An 18,402-nucleotide genomic window follows, 5' to 3' on the forward strand; every position below is an offset into this window, starting at 1 on the left:
AGGCCTTCGGCGGATGGCGGCCTTCGCATCCATATCGTCGCTGGTGGCCGGGTGTGGCGTCCTGTCGTCGGACTCGTCGGACGAGGGCGGCCCGATCGTCGTCGGGACGACCAGCGCCCCGAGCACCCTGGACCCCGCCGCGTCCTGGGACAGCTCCTGGGAGCTGTTCCGGAACATCTACCAGACGCTGCTCAGCTACCCCTACGGCGCCACCACGCCCCAGCCGGACGCCGCCGAGAGCTGCGCGTTCACCGACTCGTCGAACACCGCCTACCGCTGCGAACTGCGCAAGGGCCTGAAGTTCTCCGACGGCGACCCGCTCGACGCGCGGGCCGTCAAGTACTCCATCGACCGCATCGGCAAGATCAACGTCAACGGCGGCCCCGCCGGTCTGCTGGGCAGCCTCGACCGGGTCCAGGTGCTGGGCGACCGCGAGATCGTCTTCCACCTCAACAAGCCCGACGCCACCTTCCCGTTCGTGCTCGCCACGCCCGCCATGTCGATCGTCGACCCCGGCGACTACCCGGCCGGATCGCTGCGCAAGGACGACGGTGTCGTCGGCTCCGGTCCGTACACCCTCCGGTCGTACAGCGACTCCCAGGCCGAACTCGTCAAGAACGACACCTACGACGGGTCCGCCGAGCGCAAGAACGACGCGGTGACCATCCGCTACTTCAAGGACTCCGCGCCGATGGTCGAGGGCCTGCGCGACGGCTCGCTCGACGTCGCCTTCCGCGGTCTCGGCGCCGAGGACATCGTCGAGCTGGACCGGCAGCAGTCCGACGACGAGCTCCAGCTCATCGAGGGCTCCGGCACCGAGATCAACTACCTGGTGTTCAACCCGAAGAACACCTGGGCCGGCAACCCCGCGGTCCGCCGGGCCATCGCCCAGGTCGTCGACCGCGGGGCCATCGCGCACAAGGTCTACAAGGACACCGTCGAACCGCTGTACTCGATGGTCCCCAAGGGGCTGACCGGCCACACCACCGGCTTCTTCGACGACTTCGGCAACCCCAGCGCCGTCAAGGCGAAGAAGATCCTCACCGAGGCGGGCATCACCCAGACCGTCCCGCTCACGTTCTGGTACACCACCGACCGCTACGGCTCCGCCACCAAGGCCGAGTTCGAGGAGCTCAAGCGGCAGCTGGAGGGCTCCGGCCTGTTCAGGATCACCCTGAAGAGCCGCCCCTGGAAGACGTACGTGACGGGCTACCAGAACGGCGAGTACCCGGTGTTCGGCCGTGGCTGGTTCCCCGACTTCCCCGACGCCGACAACTTCATCGCCCCGTTCGTCGGCAACCGGAACGCGCTCGGCACGCCCTACCCCGCCACCAAGATCACCGCGGACCTGCTGCCGCGCTCCCGCAGCGAGAGCGACCGCAGCAGCGTCGAGACGGAGTTCGAGGAGGCCCAGCAGATCCTCGTCGACGACGCCCGGCTGCTGCCGCTGTGGCAGGGCCGCCAGTACGTGGCCGCGAGCGACGACATCGCCGGCGGCGAGCGCGCGCTGGACCCGTCGACGATCATGCTGATGGGCGAGCTGTACCGCAAGACCAGCTGGTAGGACGGACTTTCCCGGGTGCGGGGGCCGCTGTCAGTGGTCGCCTGTAGGTTCTGAGGCCTGAAGGTTTCCGAGACCTGACGTGACCGCGCGGCGGTCACCGCACACCGTAAGGAAGTTGACGTGACCGACATCGCCATGCTGCCCGAGTCCTGGCGCGGGGTCCTGGGCGACGAGCTCCAGCAGCCCTATTTCAAGGAGCTGACCGAGTTCGTCGAGGAGGAGCGGGCGAAGGGTCCCGTCTTTCCGCCGCGCGAGGAGGTCTTCGCCGCGCTGGACGCGACGCCGTACGACCGGGTGAAGGTCCTCATCCTCGGCCAGGACCCGTACCACGGCGAGGGCCAGGGCCACGGGCTGTGCTTCTCGGTGCGCCCCGGCGTGAAAACCCCGCCCTCCCTGCGGAACATCTACAAGGAGATGAAGGAGGAGCTGGGCCTGGAGGTGCCCGACAACGGCTATCTGATGCCGTGGGCCCAGCAGGGCGTCCTGCTGCTCAACGCGGTGCTCACCGTCCGGTCCGGCGAGGCGAACTCGCACAAGGGCAAGGGGTGGGAGAAGTTCACCGACGCGGTCATCCGCGCGGTCGCCGACCGGCCCGACCCGGCGGTCTTCGTGCTGTGGGGCAACTACGCGCAGAAGAAGCTCCCCCTGATCGACGAGACGCGGCATGTCGTGGTCAAGGGGGCGCACCCCTCGCCGCTGTCGGCGAAGAAGTTCTTCGGCTCCCGCCCGTTCACGCAGATCAACGAGGCGGTCGCCCGGCAGGGCCACGAGGCCATCGACTGGACGATCCCGAACCTCGGCTGACCACCGCCGGGCCGGTCCCCCTCGGACCGGCCCGGTGCCGCCTGACCGGGATTGTCAGGGGTGGCCGTTAGCGTCGGGTGGTATCGACCGACGAGTGGCCCGGAGGACGCGGTGGCGGAGCGACAGGAGCAGACGGCGCCGGATGCCGTGATGACGCGGATCGGGCAGGTCGTCATGCTGCATCACGCGGGGGACCGCGAGGAGGCCCGGCATCGTTTCCTGGACCTGTGGGCGGAGATCGGCGAGGACGGCGACCCGCTGCACCGCTGCACCCTCGCCCACTACATGGCCGACACCCATGACGACCCCTTTGACGAACTCGCCTGGGACCTCAGGGCGTTGACGGCGGCCGAGGAACTCACGGACGACCGCCTCGCCGAGCACGAGGGAGCGCTCGCGGTGCGCGCGCTGTACCCCTCGCTGCATCTGAACCTGGCCGCCGACTACGTGAAGCTCGGCCGCTCCGACGCCGCCCGCACCCATCTGCGCCGGGCGCGCGGCGCGGCCGAGTCGCTCGGGGAGGACAGCTACGGCGACGGGGTGCGGGCCGCGATCAGCCGACTGGAGCTACGGCTCGGCGAAGGCGGCCCCTCCGACGCCGGAGGGTGGGGGCCACCGCGCCAGCGGCCCTGAGAGGCGGGGTCCGGTGACGGGGGCGCATCAAGGACCGGGTGAAGAGCCCCCTAACGCCCGTACGTCCGCTCGCAGATGACCGCCTCCGGGCTGCCCTTGCGCCACGCCCCGTACTGCTTGCCGAGCTTGCAGACGTCGGGGTTCTTCGGCATCTGCTCGGCCACGTCCGGAAGCTCCACGCGCGGTCGCTCCGGCCGGGGGACCTCCGGGCGCCGGTCCTGGGGGCGGTCCGGCCGGGGGTGCGGCTGGGAGCGGGGCGCCCGCTGCTCCGGCGCGGGCGCCGCGGCGGCGGGGGGCGCCTGCGTCGGTGCGGGCGCGCCGCGTCTCGGCTTCTGGGACGACTCGATGAGTTGCAGGGCCTCCTGGGCCGGTGCCTGCACCACCTGGGGCTCCGCCCGGCCGTCGGCTCGCGGCGCCGACGGCTGGGTCGGCGCCACCGGCTGCCCCGGCGCGACGGAGGGGTGCTGGACCGTCACACAGCCGGAGAGGGCCGAGACAGCCACGGTGACCAGGAGCGTTGCCGTTGTCGTCGTTCGATGCACCCGCGCAACTCTGCTGGGTCGCGCCGGGTTTGGGACAGCGGACAAGCGGAGGTTGCCCCGCACGGGTGATCTCCGGCCCCGTACGGAGGGCGGCCCCGCCGTGAGGCTGACGTCAGTCGCCCTTCGCGCCGTCGAGGCGCTCGCGGATCAGGTCGGCGTGGCCGTTGTGGCGGGCGTACTCCTCGATCATGTGGGTGTAGATCCACCGGAGGTTGAAGCGTTCCCCGGTGCGCCGGTGCTTGCCCGCGGACAGCTCGTCCAGGCCGAAGCGGGCCGCGTTGGCCCGCGCCACGTCGATCTCCGCCTGCCAGGTGGCGTACGCCTCCGCCCAGGTGTCCGCCTCGGTGAGATGGAACTCGCCGTCCGGGTCCTCGTCGCTGTAGTAGATCGGCCCCTGGTCGTCGTCGGCCAGCACCTTGCGGAACCAGCTCCGCTCGCACTCCGCCAGATGCCGTACCAGCCCCATCAGGGACAGCTCGGACGGTTCCACGGCGGCGGTGCGCAGCTGGTCGTCGCTCAGGCCCTCGCACTTCCAGGCCAGGGTCTGCCGGTGGTAGTCCAGCCAACCCTCCAGCATGGTGCGTTCGTCGGCGGTCGCGGGCGGTTCGGTGCGCTGTGTGGTCATGCGCGCATCGTGTCCCGGCCGGCCGGGTGCCCGCCAGGCGTTTTCACGGGCGCAGCATCCCGTCGAGCAGTTCCCGCAGCCCCGCCCGCACCTCATCGAGGCCCGGCACCCGGTTGCCGAACGAGCCGGCGACGCAGGAGAACATCAGCCCGTCCGCCCAGGCCACCAGCGACAGCACATGCCGGTCCGGGGCGGTCGAGCCCATCGTGGTGAGGAGGACCGAGAGCTGGTCGCGGAAGCGGGCGCCCGTCGCGTCGAAGTAGGCCCGCAGCTCGGGGCGGCGGGTGGCCTCCAGGGCCAGTTCGTAGCGGGCGAGGGTGAGGTCGCGGTGGCGGGTCAGGGCACGGTGCGTCGCCAGGGCGAGCGCGTCCGCCATGACGTCCAGGCTGGCCCCCGGGTCGGGCATCTCGTGCAGCCCCAGCACCTTCGCCTCACGGTCCGCGAGCCGGCGCACCGCCAGCTCCAGCAGCGCCTGCCGGGTGCGCGCGAGATTCGAGGTGGACCCCTGCGGCAGCTCCGCCGCCTCGTCGACCGCCCGGTGCGTGAGACCGCGCATCCCGCGCTCGGCGAGCAGGGCGAGGGCGGTGTCGGCGACGAGGTCGGCGCGAGCGGCGGGTGCGGAGGGTGCGGTGCGTGCGGACATGAGCTCAACCTACCCGTCGTACTACAGCTGTAGTACAGTCGAGCCACCCCCGAACTACACCTGTAGTTCGCTGGTTTCCCGACCCGAGGAGCACCCATGGCACAGCCCCCGCGTGTGATCGTCATCGGCGGCGGCATAGGCGGCCTGACCGCGGCCGCCGCCCTGCACCTGAGCGGCCGGCGCGTCACCGTCCTGGAGCGGGCCCGCTCCCTGGAACCGGTCGGCGCCGCCATCTCCCTGTCGCCCAACGCCCTGCGCGCCCTGGACGTCCTCGGCATCGGCGACGAGATCCGCGACCTCGCCGCCTGGTCCGGCGACGGGGGACTGCGCACCCCGCGCGGACGCTGGCTGTCCCGCTCCAGCGCCGCCGCGGCGGCCGAGCGCTTCGGTGGCCCGCTCGTCCTGCTGCACCGCGCCACCCTCATCAACAGCCTCGCCGCCCTCCTCCCGCCGGACACCGTCCGCACAGCCGCCGAGACCACCCTCCTCGACCCCGGCGACACCCACCGCCCGGCCCGTGTGCGCACCCCCGACGGCGAGCTGGAGGCCGACCTGGTCGTGGCCGCCGACGGCATCCGCTCCGCCGTACGACGCGCGCTGTTCCCCGATCACCCCGGCGCGGTCTACTCCGGTTTCACCACCTGGCGGGTGGTGATCCCCGTGCCCGGCACGGAGTTCGCCTCGCACGAGACCTGGGGTCGCGGACGAATCTGGGGCACCCACCCGCTCAAGGACGGCCGGGTCTACGCCTACGCCGCGGCCCTGGCACCCGCGGGGGAGCGGGCCACGGACGAACGGGCCGAACTCGTGCGCCGCTACGGCGACTGGCACGACCCGATCCCCGCCGTGCTCGCCGCCACCCGGCCCGAAGACGTCCTGCGCCACGACGTCCACCACCTCGCCGAGCCCCTGCCCGCCTTCCACCGCGGCCGGGTCGCCCTCGTCGGCGACGCCGCCCACGCCATGCCCCCGACCCTCGGCCAGGGCGGCAACCAGGCGATCGAGGACGCGGTCGTCCTCGCCCACCACCAGGCCGACCTCCCCGCCTACTCGGCGGCCCGCCTGCCCCGTACCAGCGCCATCGCCCGCCAGGCCGTCCGCGTCGCCCGCCTCAACATGACGCCGAACCGCGCCCTCGCCGCCGTACGCGACACCGCGATCGCCGCGCTCTCCCTGGCCGGACCCGCCCTTGTCCTGCGCGGACTCGACGGCATCGCCGACTGGCGGCCTCCGCAGCGGCCGTATGCTTCGGTCCTGTCAGGCGCGGGCGAACGGTAGGGGAAGCAATGAAGGTCGGCTGCATCGGACTCGGGGACATCGCCCAGAAGGCCTATCTCCCGGTGCTCGGCGGGCTGCCCGGAGTCGACCTCCACCTCCAGACCCGTACGCCCGCCACCCTCGCCCGCGTCGCCGACGGTCTGCGCCTGCCCGACGGACAGCGCCACCACGACCTCGACTCGCTCCTCGCGGAGGGGCTCGACGCCGCCTTCGTGCACGCGCCCACCGCCGTGCACCCCGAGATCGTGACGCGGCTCCTCGAGGCGGGCGTACCGACCTACGTCGACAAGCCGCTGGCGTACGAACTCGCCGACTCCGAGCGGATGGTGGCGCTCGCCGACGAGCGCGGGGTGTCCCTCGCGGTCGGGTTCAACCGGCGTTATGCGCCCGGGTACGCCCAGTGCGCCGACCACCCGCGCGAGCTGATCCTCATGCAGAAGAACCGGATCGGGCTGCCCGAGGAGCCCCGGTCGATGATCCTCGACGACTTCATCCACGTCGTCGACACCCTGCGCTTCCTCGCGCCGGGGCCGGTGGACGACGTGACCGTCCGCGCCCGCCTCAAGGACGGACTGCTGCACCACGTGGTGCTCCAGCTCTCCGGCGACGGCTTCACCGCGCTCGGGGTGATGAACCGGCTCAGCGGCTCGGCCGAGGAGATCCTGGAGGTGTCCGGGCAGGACACCAAGCGCCAGGTGGTCAACCTCGCCGAGATCGTCGACCACAAGGGGCAGCCGACCGTGCGGCGCCGCGGGGACTGGGTGCCGGTGGCCCGGCAGCGCGGCATCGAGCAGGTCGTCACGGCCTTCCTCGACGCGGTGCGCGCGGGAAAGGTGCTCAGCGCCCGGGACGCGCTGGCGACCCATGAGCTGTGCGAGCGGGTGGTACGCGCGGTTCAGGAGCGGCACGCCTGAGCCGCAGCGCCTTCAGACCCTGCCCGGCACACCAGCCCGCCACCACCAGCAGCGCCACGCGGGTCACCCAGTCGCCGAAGCGGACGTACGGGGTGACGCCCGTGGCCAGCGGCACCTGGTACACGGCCGTGGTGCTCGCGTCGGTACCGAGCCACGAGCCGACGCGCTGCCCCTCGGCGCCGTAGACCGCGGAGACACCGGTCAGCGTGGCGTGCACCATCGGGCGGCCCGTCTCGGCGGCCCGCAGCGCGGCCAGGGAGGCGTGCTGCTCGGGGGCCCAGCTGTGCTGGAACGAGGACGTCGAGGACTGGGCGATCAGCACCTGGGCACCGCTGTCGGCCAGATGGCGGCTCATGTCGGGGAAGGCGGACTCGAAGCAGACCATCGGACCGACCCGCAGCCCGTCCCCGACGTCCATCACGACCTGCTCGCTGCCGTTGCGCCGGTCCTCGCCGGCCGCCTTGCCGACCGAGGTCGCCCAGCCGAGCAGCGAGCGGAACGGGATGTACTCGCCGAAGGGCACCAGCCGCATCTTGTCGTAGCGGTCACCGGTGAGCCCGTCGGGCCCGACCAGTACCGAACTCTTGTAGATGCCGGGCTTGTCCGAGCGCCGGGCGTCCACGTTAACCAGGATGTCGGCGCCGGTCTCGGCGGAGAGCCCGGCGAGCCTGCGGGCGAGGTCCCGCCGCTCGCCGAGGTCGAAGCCGACGCTGCTCTCGCCCCACACGACCAGGTCGACGCCCTGTCCGGCGAGCCGACGGGTGAGCGCCTCCTCGCGGGCGAACCGCCGGTCGGGGCCGTCGATCACGCCCGCCTGGACGACGGCGATCCGCACCTGCCCGTCCTGGTGCGGGCGGGGCGACCACATCCAGGCCGCCGAGGTGACCGCGGCCGTGGCGAGAAGACCGGCCAGGGCGGGAACCCGCGACCGCCGCACCGTCACCAGCACGGCGACCGCCACGTTCACGGCCACCACCAGGAAGCTGATCAGCCACACCCCGCCCACCGAGGCCAGCCGCAGCGCCGGTTCCACCTCCCACTGACTGGCACCGAGCACGCCCCACGGCCCGCCGAGCCCCTGCCAGGAACGGACCAGTTCCACGAGCAGCCAGCCCGAGGGCAGCACCAGCAGGGCGCCGGCGATCCGGGCGCGCGGGGGAGTCCCGGCGAGGAAGCGCCGCACCAGCGCGCCCCACGGTGCCCAGAGCGCCCCGAGCAGGGCCGCGATGACGAAGGTGAACACATGCAGGCTCGGCAGCAGCCAGTGGTGCATCGCCAGCATGAAGCCGAACCCGCCGGACCAGCCGTCGTACGCCGCCCTGCGGCCCGTCGGCGCGGAGCGGATCAGCGCGATCCAGGGCACGAGGGCGACGTAGGCGAACCACCACAGGGAGGGTTCCGGGAAGGCGAGCACGGGCAGGGCGCCGGCCAGCGCGGCGAGGGCGGACCGCCGCCACGAGGAGGCGGGCAAGTGGTCGAACGTCTTCATCACCACGTCTCCCTACCCCGTGCGTCCCTCAGTGTGCCTGGTACGGGGGTCCCGGGGACAGCGGGCGTCGGGTCAGTGGATCACGGGGGCGGTCCGGGCGCGGGGAGGCGGCGCCACTTCTCCCGTACGACGACCTCGCGCAGCCGCCAGCCGTCCTCGGTGCGCAGCAGCTTGAAGGCGTACCGTCCGCCGCAGACGAAGTCGGGGGCGGCGACCTCGCCCTCCCCGGCCAGACGCATCGGGTTGACATAGTCGGCCTGCACACCGGCCGTGTCGCCCGTGTCGTGTTCCCACTGGCCGAAGGTGACGCGCCGGTTGACGATCAGATGCTGCCGCATCGAGAACAAGCGCAGGTTCTCGGCCAGCCACGCGGCGATCTGCCCGGCATCCCCCTCGACCCCGCCGGCCGAGCGGTAGTCCGCGCGTCCGTCCGGGGTGAACAGCCCTCGGTACCCCTCCCAGTCGCCGTCGTCGACCGCGACGGCGTAATCGGTGATCAGCTCGTCTACGGCCAGCCGGTCCATCACGGTGGCGAGCTCCACACGCTGCGTCATCGGCTCAGTGTTGGGCATGGGACGGGCGGGGCCAAGAGGCGTGCGGTGACATTCGGTGGCGGCGCGGGGGCTTGCGGTGCGGGCAGGGACCGGGGCCGCCGCTGCTGCGTGGAGGGGGGTCCTCCTCGGGGCCCGGCCTGGTTCACGGCGCCGCACATACCGGTGCAGCGCGTCGGACACGTCCGCCGGGGGCCGTGTCTCCGCGAGGCCTGCGACGTGCTGGACGGGTGATCCGCCTCAGAGAGCCTCGCGCAGCCGCTCGAACGCCGTCGGTGTCGGACGGTCGGCGAGGAACTCCTTGATGCGCAGGGCGCATTCCCGCGGGGTCGCGAGGCTCGTGTCGCACTCCACGTCGTAGATCCCGTGGGCGTGCACCTGCTCCAGCTGGCGGGCCGCGAGCCCCGGCGGCCGGTCGCCTCGCTCATGCTCCCGGCGGGCCAGCTCCTCCGGCGGACAGTGCACGCCGACCAGCACCACATGCCGGGGCGAGAACAGCGACAGACAGTCCCGGAGCCGCCACTCGGCGCTCAGCACATGGTCGACGACGACGTCGTTGCCCGCGGCCGCCATCCCGGCGACGGCGCGGTGGAAGCCCCGCCAGGTGCGGTGCAGCACGGTGGCCAGCCGCTCCGGCGGCACGGCCGCGCCGGACCGCATCGCGTGGAACGCGTCCACCGGCAGGTAGAAGCAGGGTTCGTCGAGGACCGACAGCAGCTCGGCCGCGATGCTGGACTTGCCGGAACTGGAGGCGCCGTTCAGGAAGATGACGAGTCCCTGGCGCGGGGGGACGCTGTCGAGGTGCTCCATGGGTGGATCCTAGGCGGCCGCCGGGTGGGGGATGATTCGGGCCATGACGCATGCCGCTTCCTTCCGCCACCAGTTCTGGGGCGAGGGCCTTTACGAGCTGGCCGTCGAGGTCGGTTCGACCGACGATGCCGCGGTCCAGGCCGTGCTGAGCGCGCTGTGGGCCGCGGCCGGCGCGCAGGAGTGCTACGGGTACGGGGACCGGGAGCCGGAGGAGCAGGACCCTGTGCCGTGCACGGTCGCCTCGCTGAAGGAGTTCGGGTGGCTCTTCGGCCGGGTGCGGCTTCCCTCGGGGCGGCTGGTTGCCTGCGCCGTCATGGCGGTCCGCGGCGATGCCGAGGGCGGTGAGGGAGGCGGCGAAGGGGGCCGCGACGGCGGCGGTGAGGGTGGCCGCGAGGGCGGTGCTGAAGGTGACCGGGAGGCCGGCAGCGGCAGCGACTGGGTGGACTTCGGGGTGGCGCCGGGGACGCTGGAGCGGGCCGGTGTCGCGTTCCAGGAGGGGCCGTTCATCCGGTCCGCCGAGGCGGACGACTGGCTGGCCGGCATCGGCATCGCGGCGTTCCGTGAGGCGCCGTTCCGCCTCGGGGTGATCGGCTGGAACGTCTCCGGGCTCACCGACGCCGCGGAGGTGGGCGGGACGCTGCCCGAGAAGCGGGGGATGGGCTACCTGCTGCCCAGGGACGGCGTCCTCCACCATGGCGCCGTCAACGACTGAGTCGCCGGTCCCGGTGTCGCCGGTCCCGGTGTCAGGCCGCCTCGATGACGCTGCTGCGGATCGCGGCCGCCCACTCGACCACCAGCCGCTCGTACTCCTCGCGCTCCTGGGCGGACAGGGAGCCGCCTGACCGCAGCCACAGCGCACGGATCTGCTCGTTTAACTCGCCGGCAGACCGCACGGAACCAGAGGCCATGGAATCGGGGGACATGCGGACAAGCCTAAGGGCAGGAACTGACACTCCGCTACCAAACGGCTACACACACCGTATGTGATGGGTCACGGAGTTCACTGTGCGAACGTGTGGGATTCGCCGCCGTGGTGAAGACGTCCCGCGACGGGGAACATCCCGCGACCGGGAGCGTCAGCCGGCCGACTCCGCCGCGTGCGGGCTGAGGCCGCCGAACGTCACCAGCAGGATGATCACGATGCCGAGCGCGATGCGGTACCAGACGAACGGCATGAAGCTCTTGGTCGAGATGAACTTCATGAACCACGCGATGACGGCGTATCCGACCACGAACGCGATGATCGTGGCGAAGATCGTCGGAGGCCAGTCCACATGCCCGCCCTCCATCGCGTCCTTGGTCTCGAAGAGCCCGGAGGCGAGCACCGCGGGGATGGCGAGAAGGAAGGAGTAGCGGGCCGCGGCCTCGCGCTTGTACCCCATGAAGAGGCCGCCGCTGATGGTGGCGCCGGAGCGGGAGACGCCGGGGACGAGGGCGCAGGCCTGGCAGAGGCCGAAGATCAGGCCGTCCCGGACGCCGAGGTTCTCCAGCGACTTGCGCTGCTTGGGGGCGCGGTGCCTGCCGCCGCTCTCGTCGCGGGCCGCCAGGCGGTCGGCGATGCCGATGACGATGCCCACGACGATCAGCATGGTCGCGGTGATCCGCAGATCGCGGAACGGCCCCTCGATCTGGTCCTTGAGGGTCACGCCGAGCAGGCCGATCGGGATCGAGCCGACGATCACCAGCCAGCCCATCTGGGCGTCGTGGTCGCGGCGCATCTCCTTGTTCACCAGGGAGCGGCACCAGGCCGAGATGATCCGCCCGATGTCCTTGCGGAAGTAGATCAGCACGGCCGCCTCGGTGCCGATCTGGGTGATCGCGGTGAAGGCGGCGCCCGGGTCGTCCCACTTGGCGAAGGCCGCCGTCAGGCGCAGATGCGCGCTGGAGGACACGGGGAGGAACTCGGTCAGCCCCTGGACGAGTCCGAGGATGAAGGATTCAAACCAAGACATGACGGTGGAAGGTCCAAGCGCTGATCGTGGGAGGAGAGACGGACGCACCGAGCCGTCCGGCCGCGGTGATCAAAGGTGCGGAGGGCAGCCTAGCGGCCCCGGGTGACAGGCCCGCCACAGGGTGCCCGTGGGGCGTCCGTGAGCAGGGCGTGCGGGCTGTTGACCGGCCAGGGTCCGGCCGCTTAGGTTGCTGCGGAGGAAAGCGCTTGCTGCTCAGTCGGCAGGTGTCGGCGCTGTCTGCCGTTCGTTCGAGGAGTGCTGATCACGCCCATGTCACCCACCACTCCCTACGACGGCCGCCGCATCCGGGCCGCCGTCATCGGTACCGGCGCGATCGCCCGCGGCTCCCATCTGACCGCCCTCGCCGTGCTCGCCGCGGAGGGCGAGGTCGAGGTGGTCGCCGCCGTTGACATCGATGCCAGGGCCGTCGAGGAGTTCTGTACGGCGGGCGGTGTCCCGCACGCCTACACCGACCTGGACCGCATGCTCCACGAGCAGCGGCCCGACCTCGTCAGCATCTGCACCCCGCCGACCCTGCACCGCGACCAGACCGTCGCCGCGCTGCGCGCCGGGGCCTGGGTGTGGTGCGAGAAGCCGCCGGTGCCGACCCTGGCCGACTTCGACGCCGTGGAGTCGGAGGAGAGCGAGGGCGGCCCGTACGCCTCGATCGTCTTCCAGCACCGCTTCGGCTCCGGCACCCGGCACGTGCGCCGCCTGCTCGGCTCGGGGGCCCTCGGGCGGCCGCTCGTCGCGCACTGCCAGACCACCTGGTACCGGGACACCGCCTACTACGCCGTGCCCTGGCGCGGCCGGTGGGCGACCGAGGGGGGCGGGCCCGCGATGGGTCACGGCATCCATCAGATGGACCTCATGCTGGACCTGCTGGGCCCGTGGAGCGAGGTGCGCGCCATGGCCGGACGGCTCGTGCACGACGTCGAGAGCGAGGACGTCTCCACCGCCCTGCTCCGCTTCGACAACGGCGCCATGGCGACCGTCGTCAACAGCGTGCTGAGCCCCGACGAGGTCAGCCGCATCCGCGTCGACTGCGAGCGCGCGACCGTGGAGCTCACCCACCTGTACGGCCACTCCAACGCCAACTGGACCATCACCCCGGCGCCCGGGGTACCGGACGACGAGGTCGCCGCCTGGCGGGACTTCGGCCCGGACGTGCCCAGTTCACACCTGGAGCAGCTGCGGGAGCTGATCGCGAGCATGCGTGCCGGTCAGCGGCCGCGCAGCAGCGGGGCCGACGGGCGTGGCAGCCTGGAGCTGATCGCCGCGCTGTACAAGTCGGCGTTCACCGACGTCACGGTCAGGGCGGGCGAGATCGGCCCCGGCGACCCGTTCTACACGGCCATGCACGGGAACGCGCCCGGCTGGGCCCCCGTCGTCAGCGAGGAGGTGCCCGTATGACCGGGCTGCGCATCGTCCACGCGCACGGCGACCGCGTCACCGTCACCGACCCGGGCACCGGCGTGGAGCTGCTCTCCTACGTCTACGCGCCGGAGGCGGCCTGGGAGGCGCCCAAGCCCTACATCCACCCGCTGCGGACCCTGGCCGGTGACGTCGTCACCGACTACCGGCCCAACGACCACCGCTGGCACAAGGGGTTGTCCCTGACGGCCTCGCATCTGTCGGGCGCCAACCTGTGGGGCGGCAACTCCTACGTGCACGGCGAGGGCTACCTGGAGATCCCCGAGCGGGTCGGCTCGATGGCCCACGTCGGCTTCGACGAGGTCCGCGCCGAGGGTGACCGGGTCGTCATCGCCGAGCGGCTCACCTGGCACCCGTACGGCGGCGAGCTGTGGGCCGACGAGGAGCGCCGGATCGAGGTCCACGACGTCGACGAGGAGTCCGGCTCCTGGGCGTTGACCTGGACCAGCGCCGTCACCAACCGGCGCGACGAGCCGCTGGTCTTCGGCAGTCCGACCACCGCCGGACGCGAACTGGCCGGATACACCGGCCTGTTCTGGCGCGGCCCGCGCGCCTTCCGCGGCGGACGGATCATCGCGCCGGACGCCGAGGGCCCCGCCCTGCTGGGTGAGCAGGCGCCCTGGCTGGCCCTCTCCGGCGAGCACGACGGCACGGACGGCCACGCCACCGTCGTCTTCGAGCACGCCCCCGAGAACGACCACCTCGGCGCCGAGGGCGCCCACCCGGCCCACTGGTTCGTCCGCAACGAGCCCTTCGCCGGCATGGCCCCCTCCTGGGCCTTCTACGATGAACTCGAACTCGCCCCCGGCGACACCCTCACCCGCCGCTACCGCGTCGTCGTCGCCGACGGCGCCTGGGAGCGGGAGGAGATCGCCAAGTACCTCCGGACCCACCCGTGGTGACCGCCTTCGACGGGCTGCCCGGCGGCGTCGCCGTGTCGCACCTGTGCGTCTACGACTGGCCCGCCGCCGACGGCGTCCGCGGCGGCACGCCCCATATGCACCTGACCTGTTCGGAGGCGTACGTCGTCACCGGGGGCCGGGGTTCGGTGCAGACCCTCACCAGCTCCGGGTACGAGGTCACGCCCCTCGTGCCCGGCACGGTCGCCCGCTTCACGCCGGGCACCGTCCACCGGCTGGTCAACGAGGACGAGTTGCGCATCACCGTCCTCATGCAGAACAGCGGGCTGCCGGAGGCGGGCGACGCGGTGCTCACGCTGCCGCCCGAGTATCTCGCCGACCCGGAGACGTACGCCGCCGCCACCGCCGTCCCCGCGGACGCGCCCGAGCAGGAGCGGGCCCGGATCACGCGGGCCCGCCGCGACCTGGCCCTGGAGGGCTACCGGGCCCTGCGGGACGCCCCCGAGGGGCTGGCCGATTTCCACCGCGCCGCCGCCGCGCTCGTACGGCCACGGCTCGCACAGTGGCGGGAACGCTGGCGGGCCGGTGCCGCGGCGGCCGCGGCGGCGACGGGGGAGCAGCTGGACCGGCTGGAGCGCGGTGACCTCTCCCATCTCACCGAGGCCGTCGTGCGGTCGGAACAACCGTCGGAGCACGGGAAGTTCGGGATGTGCGGGCGGTTGGACGTCTATCAGGGTGCCTGAGCCGCCCGTCGCGCCATAGGCCGCACTCGCGTGCGTGCCCGGCAGGGGCACGCCGAAGGCCGGGAGAGGGCCGAGAGCCCGAGCGCGCATACGGCCCCGCCCGCGCACGCGCGTGGTCACGCCGCCGACGGGCCCGCCACCGTCCAGCCCGGGGTCTGCGGATGGGCCGTGAGGTCCTCGTGGCGGACCTGGTCCCCGCAGGTGGCGCAGATGACGGCCGGGGCCAGTTCGTTGCCGCAGACGTGCTCGACGACCATGGGGCGGTCGTCGTCCGTGCGCAGGTGGCGGTCGCCCCAGGCCATGAGCGTGATCAGCACCGGCTCCAGTTCGAGTCCCGCCTGCGTGGGCCGGTACTCGAAGCGCTGCGGTCGCTCGCTGTAGGCACGTTTGACGAGGATCCCGGCGTCGACGAGCCGGCGCAGTCGCGTGGCGAGGATGTCGCGCGGGGCGCCGATGTTGCGCACCAGCTGGTCGAAGCGCCCGTTGCCGAGGCACACCTCGCGGAGCACCAGCAGGGAGTACTTCTCGCCGACGAGCGCCAGGGTGTCGGCGATGGAACAGGGGCGCGGGTCTTTGGGGGCGGCCATGACGCCGATTCTAGAGGAGGGTTTGATTTTCCAACCCACGGGGCTATGGTGAGTCCAGATTTCCTACTGACTGGTAGCCCTGGTGGTCCCGACCGTTGTGGAGGCCCGCGCCATGCGTGACGCAGTGATCGTCGAAGCCGTACGCACCCCGATAGGCAAGGGCAAGCCCAACGGCTCCCTCGCCCACGTCCACCCCGTCGAACTGCTCGCCCACACCCTGCGCGCCCTCGTCGAACGCTCCGGGGTCGACCCCGCGCTCATCGACGACGTCATCGGCGGCACCGTCGACCAGGTCGGCGAGCAGGCCATGAACACCACCCGCTACGCCGCCCTGTCGGCGGGCTTCCCGGAGACGGTCCCGGCGACCACCGTGGACCGCCAGTGCGGCTCCTCCCAGCAGGCCGTGCACTTCGCGGCCCAGGGCGTCATCTCCGGCGCCTACGACCTCGTCGTGGCCTGCGGGGTCGAGTCGATGAGCCGCGTGCCCATGTGGTCCAACGTGCCGCCCGGCAAGGACCCCTTCGGCCCCGGCATCGCCGCCCGCTACCCGGAGGGGCTGGTCCCGCAGGGCATCAGCGCCGAGCTCATCGCGGCCAAGTGGTCGATCACGCGCGAGCAGATGGACGCCTTCGCCGTGTCCTCCCACCACAAGGCCGCCCGGGCCTGGGAGCAAGGGCTTCTCGACGCCGAGGTCGCGCCCCTGGACGGGGTCGCGCGGGACGAGTGCGTACGGCCGTCCAGCACGCCCGAGGTCCTCGCCGGCCTCAAACCCGCCTACTACGACCCGGCGTTCGCCGAGCGCTTCCCGCAGATCGAGTGGAACGTCACCGCGGGCAACGCGAGCCCCGTCAACGACGGTGCGTCGGCCGTGCTCATCACCTCCAGCGAGACGGCGGCCCGACTCGGCCTGCGGCCGCTGGCCCGGCTGCACAGTTTCGCCGTCACCGGGTCCGACCCGGTGCTCATGCTCACCGGCGTCGTACCGGCCACGGAGAAGGTGCTGCGCAGGGCCTCGCTGTCGCTCGACGACATCGACCTGTTCGAGGTCAACGAGGCCTTCTCCAGCGTGGTCCTGGCCTGGCAGCAGGAGACCGGGGCCGACCTGGCCAAGGTCAACGTGCACGGCGGCGCCATCGCGCTCGGCCACCCCCTCGGGGCGAGCGGCACCCGCCTGACGACGACCCTCGTGCACGCCATGCGCGAACGCGGCGCGCGGTACGCGCTGCAGACCATGTGCGAGGCCGGTGGCCTGGCCAACGCGATGATTCTGGAGAGCGTGTAGGACTCGGCGAGAGCCCCCTCCGGCGGCCCGTGGAACTCAGCGGCCGCGCAGCTGGTGACGCTTGCGCCACGCCACCACGGCCCCGGCCAGCGCCGGTACCGCGATCGCCGCCATGGCGATCAGGAACGCCGGGGAGGTCGGTGTCGAGGCGCGGGCGCCCGCGACGACGTACGCGGCGGTGTTCGGGATCGAGCCGAGCGCCGTCGCCAGCAGGAACGGGACGTACCCCATCCGGGAGACGGCGGCGCAGTAGTTGGCGGCGGCGAACGGCACCCCGGGGAACAGCCGGACCGCCAGCATCGAACGGAAGCCGTGCCGGCTGAGCTGGCCGTCCGCCGCCTTCAGCCAGCGGCCGCGCAGCAGCGGCCGCAGGGCGTCCTGGCCCAGCAGCCGGCCCAGGGTGAAGGAGATGCCCGCGCCCAGCACGGTGCCCGCGACGGCGGCGCCGAGCCCGATCTGCCAGCCGAAGAGCGCGCCCGCCGCGAGGTTCAGCAGCGGCCGCGGCACGAACGCCACCGTGCACACGCCGTACGCCACGGCGAACACCAGCGCCGCCGCGGCGCCGCCGAGCTGGGGTGGCCAGCCGTCCGCCAGCAGCCGCTGTGGCTCGAGCAGCAGCACACTCGTCCCGGCCGCCACGAGCAGCGCGACGAGCAGGGACAACCGCGACCAGGGTGAGAGCAGCACTCTGGAGCAGCGGGCGGCGAGACCGACCGGGACGGGAGCGGTGAGGGCGAGCTGCGAGGCGGTGGCCGGGGGAGCGGCAGTGGCGGTGCCCCCAGAGCGGGTGGTGGCATCGAGCATTCGGTGACACTAACCGACCCATGTGTGTGATCGCCGTATGGTTCGTCTCATGAGCGTCACAGGTGTGGGATCTCCCTCACTGCCGGGCAGCCCCCTTGCGGACATCGTGCTGCGGCGACTCACGGCCCTCTACGGCGCCGCCGCCGACCCCGCCCGGGCCAAGCCCATGCGGGCGTACATGAAGGACGTGGCGCCCTTCCTCGGCCTCACCACGCCCGTGCGCCGCTCCCTGTCCCGCACCGTCCTGGAGGGCACACCGCGCCCGGACGAGGCCGACTGCGCCGCGATCGCGCTGCGTTGCTGGGAACTGCCCGAGCGCGAGTACCAGTACTTCGCCGTCGACTACCTGCGCCGCCACGCGCGCGTGCTCTCCTCCGGCTTCCTCCCGGTGACCCGGCACCTCGTCCTGACGGCCTCCTGGTGGGACACCGTCGACCCGCTGGCCGCGCACGTGGTCGGCGCGCTCGTCACGGCCGACCCGAAGCTGACGGCGGACATGGACGCCTGGATCGCGGACGACGACCTGTGGATCGCCCGCACCGCCCTGCTCCACCAGCTGCGCTACCAGCAACGCACCGACACCGAGCGCCTCTTCGCCTACTGCGTCCGCCAGTCGGGGCACCCCGACTTCTTCATCCGCAAGGCGATCGGCTGGGCACTGCGCGAGTACGCCAAGACCGACCCCGAGGCCGTGCGGTCCTTCCTCGCGCGGGAGAGGGACCGCTTCGCGCCGCTGTCGGTGCGCGAGGCCCTGAAGAACATCGGCGCCTGACGTCCCGTACGGGGAAAAACCATTCGACGCCCGGCGAGGCGTCGGCAATGATCTGCGTCATGTTCCGGTACGCCTTCCACCTCGCAGCATCCGCAGTCGCGGATGCGCCGAAGGC

21 protein-coding genes are annotated in these 18,402 nt (G+C 72.3%); 11 read left to right on the plus strand and 10 right to left on the minus strand.

Going from position 1 to position 18,402, the window contains the following annotated elements:
* The first annotated feature begins 13 nt into the window (after positions 1-13).
* From ACZ56U_RS26485 to ACZ56U_RS26495, 3 genes are all read left to right on the plus strand, one after another.
* Positions 14-1,564 carry an ABC transporter substrate-binding protein gene (locus ACZ56U_RS26485; RefSeq protein WP_469086468.1) on the plus strand — a complete coding sequence of 517 codons (1,551 nt, stop codon included), beginning with the start codon at positions 14-16 and terminating at the stop codon, positions 1,562-1,564.
* A gap of 120 nt (positions 1,565-1,684) precedes the next feature.
* Entirely contained in the window at positions 1,685-2,368 is a 684-nt protein-coding gene (gene ung, locus ACZ56U_RS26490) for a uracil-DNA glycosylase (RefSeq protein ID WP_469086469.1), read from the plus strand.
* A 111-nt stretch (positions 2,369-2,479) separates the two neighbouring features.
* Positions 2,480-3,001, plus strand: coding sequence for a hypothetical protein (locus ACZ56U_RS26495; protein WP_469086470.1), 522 nt, complete (start codon positions 2,480-2,482; stop codon positions 2,999-3,001).
* A 50-nt stretch (positions 3,002-3,051) separates the two neighbouring features.
* Here ACZ56U_RS26495 and ACZ56U_RS26500 read toward each other — a convergent pair whose 3' ends face one another.
* From ACZ56U_RS26500 to ACZ56U_RS26510, 3 genes are all read right to left on the minus strand, one after another.
* Complete coding sequence (locus tag ACZ56U_RS26500) at positions 3,052-3,504, minus strand: hypothetical protein (protein WP_469086471.1); 453 nt, start codon at positions 3,502-3,504, stop codon at positions 3,052-3,054.
* Positions 3,505-3,655: 151 nt separating this feature from the next.
* On the minus strand, positions 3,656-4,168 hold the full coding sequence (locus tag ACZ56U_RS26505) for a DinB family protein (RefSeq protein WP_469086472.1): 513 nt from the start codon (positions 4,166-4,168) through the stop codon (positions 3,656-3,658).
* A 43-nt stretch (positions 4,169-4,211) separates the two neighbouring features.
* The gene (locus ACZ56U_RS26510; RefSeq protein ID WP_469086473.1) at positions 4,212-4,811 is read right to left on the minus strand and encodes a TetR/AcrR family transcriptional regulator; all 600 of its coding nucleotides are present in this window, start codon (positions 4,809-4,811) and stop codon (positions 4,212-4,214) included.
* 96 nt (positions 4,812-4,907) lie between these two features.
* Between ACZ56U_RS26510 and ACZ56U_RS26515 the strand changes: the two genes are divergently transcribed.
* Positions 4,908-6,089 carry an FAD-dependent monooxygenase gene (locus ACZ56U_RS26515; RefSeq protein ID WP_469086474.1) on the plus strand — a complete coding sequence of 394 codons (1,182 nt, stop codon included), beginning with the start codon at positions 4,908-4,910 and terminating at the stop codon, positions 6,087-6,089.
* A gap of 8 nt (positions 6,090-6,097) precedes the next feature.
* Entirely contained in the window at positions 6,098-7,003 is a 906-nt protein-coding gene (locus ACZ56U_RS26520; RefSeq protein ID WP_469086475.1) for a Gfo/Idh/MocA family protein, read from the plus strand.
* Here the strand turns inward: ACZ56U_RS26520 and lnt are convergent.
* From lnt to ACZ56U_RS26535, 3 genes are all read right to left on the minus strand, one after another.
* Positions 6,927-8,492 carry an apolipoprotein N-acyltransferase gene (lnt, locus tag ACZ56U_RS26525; RefSeq protein WP_469086476.1) on the minus strand — a complete coding sequence of 522 codons (1,566 nt, stop codon included), beginning with the start codon at positions 8,490-8,492 and terminating at the stop codon, positions 6,927-6,929. The two genes, ACZ56U_RS26520 and lnt, sit on opposite strands and share 77 nt — an antisense overlap.
* A gap of 80 nt (positions 8,493-8,572) precedes the next feature.
* Positions 8,573-9,046, minus strand: a complete 474-nt coding sequence (locus ACZ56U_RS26530; protein WP_469086477.1) for a nuclear transport factor 2 family protein — start codon at positions 9,044-9,046, stop codon at positions 8,573-8,575.
* A 237-nt stretch (positions 9,047-9,283) separates the two neighbouring features.
* Complete coding sequence (locus ACZ56U_RS26535) at positions 9,284-9,853, minus strand: chloramphenicol phosphotransferase CPT family protein (protein ID WP_469086478.1); 570 nt, start codon at positions 9,851-9,853, stop codon at positions 9,284-9,286.
* Positions 9,854-9,896: 43 nt separating this feature from the next.
* Here ACZ56U_RS26535 and ACZ56U_RS26540 point away from each other — a divergent pair, with 43 nt between their 5' ends.
* Positions 9,897-10,565: a hypothetical protein gene (locus ACZ56U_RS26540; protein WP_469086479.1), complete on the plus strand. Its 669-nt coding sequence runs from the start codon at positions 9,897-9,899 to the stop codon at positions 10,563-10,565.
* Between the two features lie 31 nt (positions 10,566-10,596).
* On the opposite strand, the gene ACZ56U_RS26545 is transcribed toward ACZ56U_RS26540, so the two are convergent.
* Both ACZ56U_RS26545 and ACZ56U_RS26550 read right to left on the minus strand, forming a co-directional pair.
* A complete protein-coding gene (locus tag ACZ56U_RS26545; protein WP_469086480.1) occupies positions 10,597-10,776 on the minus strand; it encodes a hypothetical protein in 180 nt (59 codons plus the stop codon).
* 153 nt (positions 10,777-10,929) lie between these two features.
* Positions 10,930-11,805: an undecaprenyl-diphosphate phosphatase gene (locus tag ACZ56U_RS26550; protein ID WP_469086481.1), complete on the minus strand. Its 876-nt coding sequence runs from the start codon at positions 11,803-11,805 to the stop codon at positions 10,930-10,932.
* Between the two features lie 270 nt (positions 11,806-12,075).
* Between ACZ56U_RS26550 and ACZ56U_RS26555 the strand changes: the two genes are divergently transcribed.
* From ACZ56U_RS26555 to ACZ56U_RS26565, 3 genes are read left to right on the plus strand one after another with little or no spacing between them, the layout of a single operon-like run.
* Complete coding sequence (locus ACZ56U_RS26555; protein WP_469086482.1) at positions 12,076-13,218, plus strand: Gfo/Idh/MocA family protein; 1,143 nt, start codon at positions 12,076-12,078, stop codon at positions 13,216-13,218.
* Positions 13,215-14,141, plus strand: a complete 927-nt coding sequence (locus ACZ56U_RS26560; protein ID WP_469086483.1) for a DUF6807 domain-containing protein — start codon at positions 13,215-13,217, stop codon at positions 14,139-14,141. Before ACZ56U_RS26555 ends, ACZ56U_RS26560 begins: the two co-directional genes overlap by 4 nt.
* Positions 14,135-14,842, plus strand: coding sequence for a cupin domain-containing protein (locus tag ACZ56U_RS26565; RefSeq protein ID WP_469086484.1), 708 nt, complete (start codon positions 14,135-14,137; stop codon positions 14,840-14,842). The genes ACZ56U_RS26560 and ACZ56U_RS26565 overlap by 7 nt, the downstream gene beginning before the upstream one ends.
* Positions 14,843-14,958: 116 nt before the next feature.
* Here ACZ56U_RS26565 and ACZ56U_RS26570 read toward each other — a convergent pair whose 3' ends face one another.
* Positions 14,959-15,429: a winged helix-turn-helix transcriptional regulator gene (locus tag ACZ56U_RS26570; protein ID WP_469086485.1), complete on the minus strand. Its 471-nt coding sequence runs from the start codon at positions 15,427-15,429 to the stop codon at positions 14,959-14,961.
* A gap of 112 nt (positions 15,430-15,541) precedes the next feature.
* Between ACZ56U_RS26570 and ACZ56U_RS26575 the strand changes: the two genes are divergently transcribed.
* Complete coding sequence (locus ACZ56U_RS26575; protein WP_469086486.1) at positions 15,542-16,711, plus strand: thiolase family protein; 1,170 nt, start codon at positions 15,542-15,544, stop codon at positions 16,709-16,711.
* A gap of 36 nt (positions 16,712-16,747) precedes the next feature.
* Here ACZ56U_RS26575 and ACZ56U_RS26580 read toward each other — a convergent pair whose 3' ends face one another.
* Positions 16,748-17,515, minus strand: a complete 768-nt coding sequence (locus tag ACZ56U_RS26580; RefSeq protein ID WP_469086487.1) for a TVP38/TMEM64 family protein — start codon at positions 17,513-17,515, stop codon at positions 16,748-16,750.
* Positions 17,516-17,564: 49 nt separating this feature from the next.
* On the opposite strand from ACZ56U_RS26580, the gene ACZ56U_RS26585 reads away from it, so the two are divergent.
* Positions 17,565-18,287 (plus strand): DNA alkylation repair protein, encoded by a 723-nt coding sequence (locus ACZ56U_RS26585; RefSeq protein ID WP_469086488.1) that lies wholly within the window; start codon positions 17,565-17,567, stop codon positions 18,285-18,287.
* The last annotated feature ends 115 nt before the right edge of the window (positions 18,288-18,402 follow it).

It is taken from the genome of Streptomyces sp. NPDC034103, assembly GCF_055575395.1.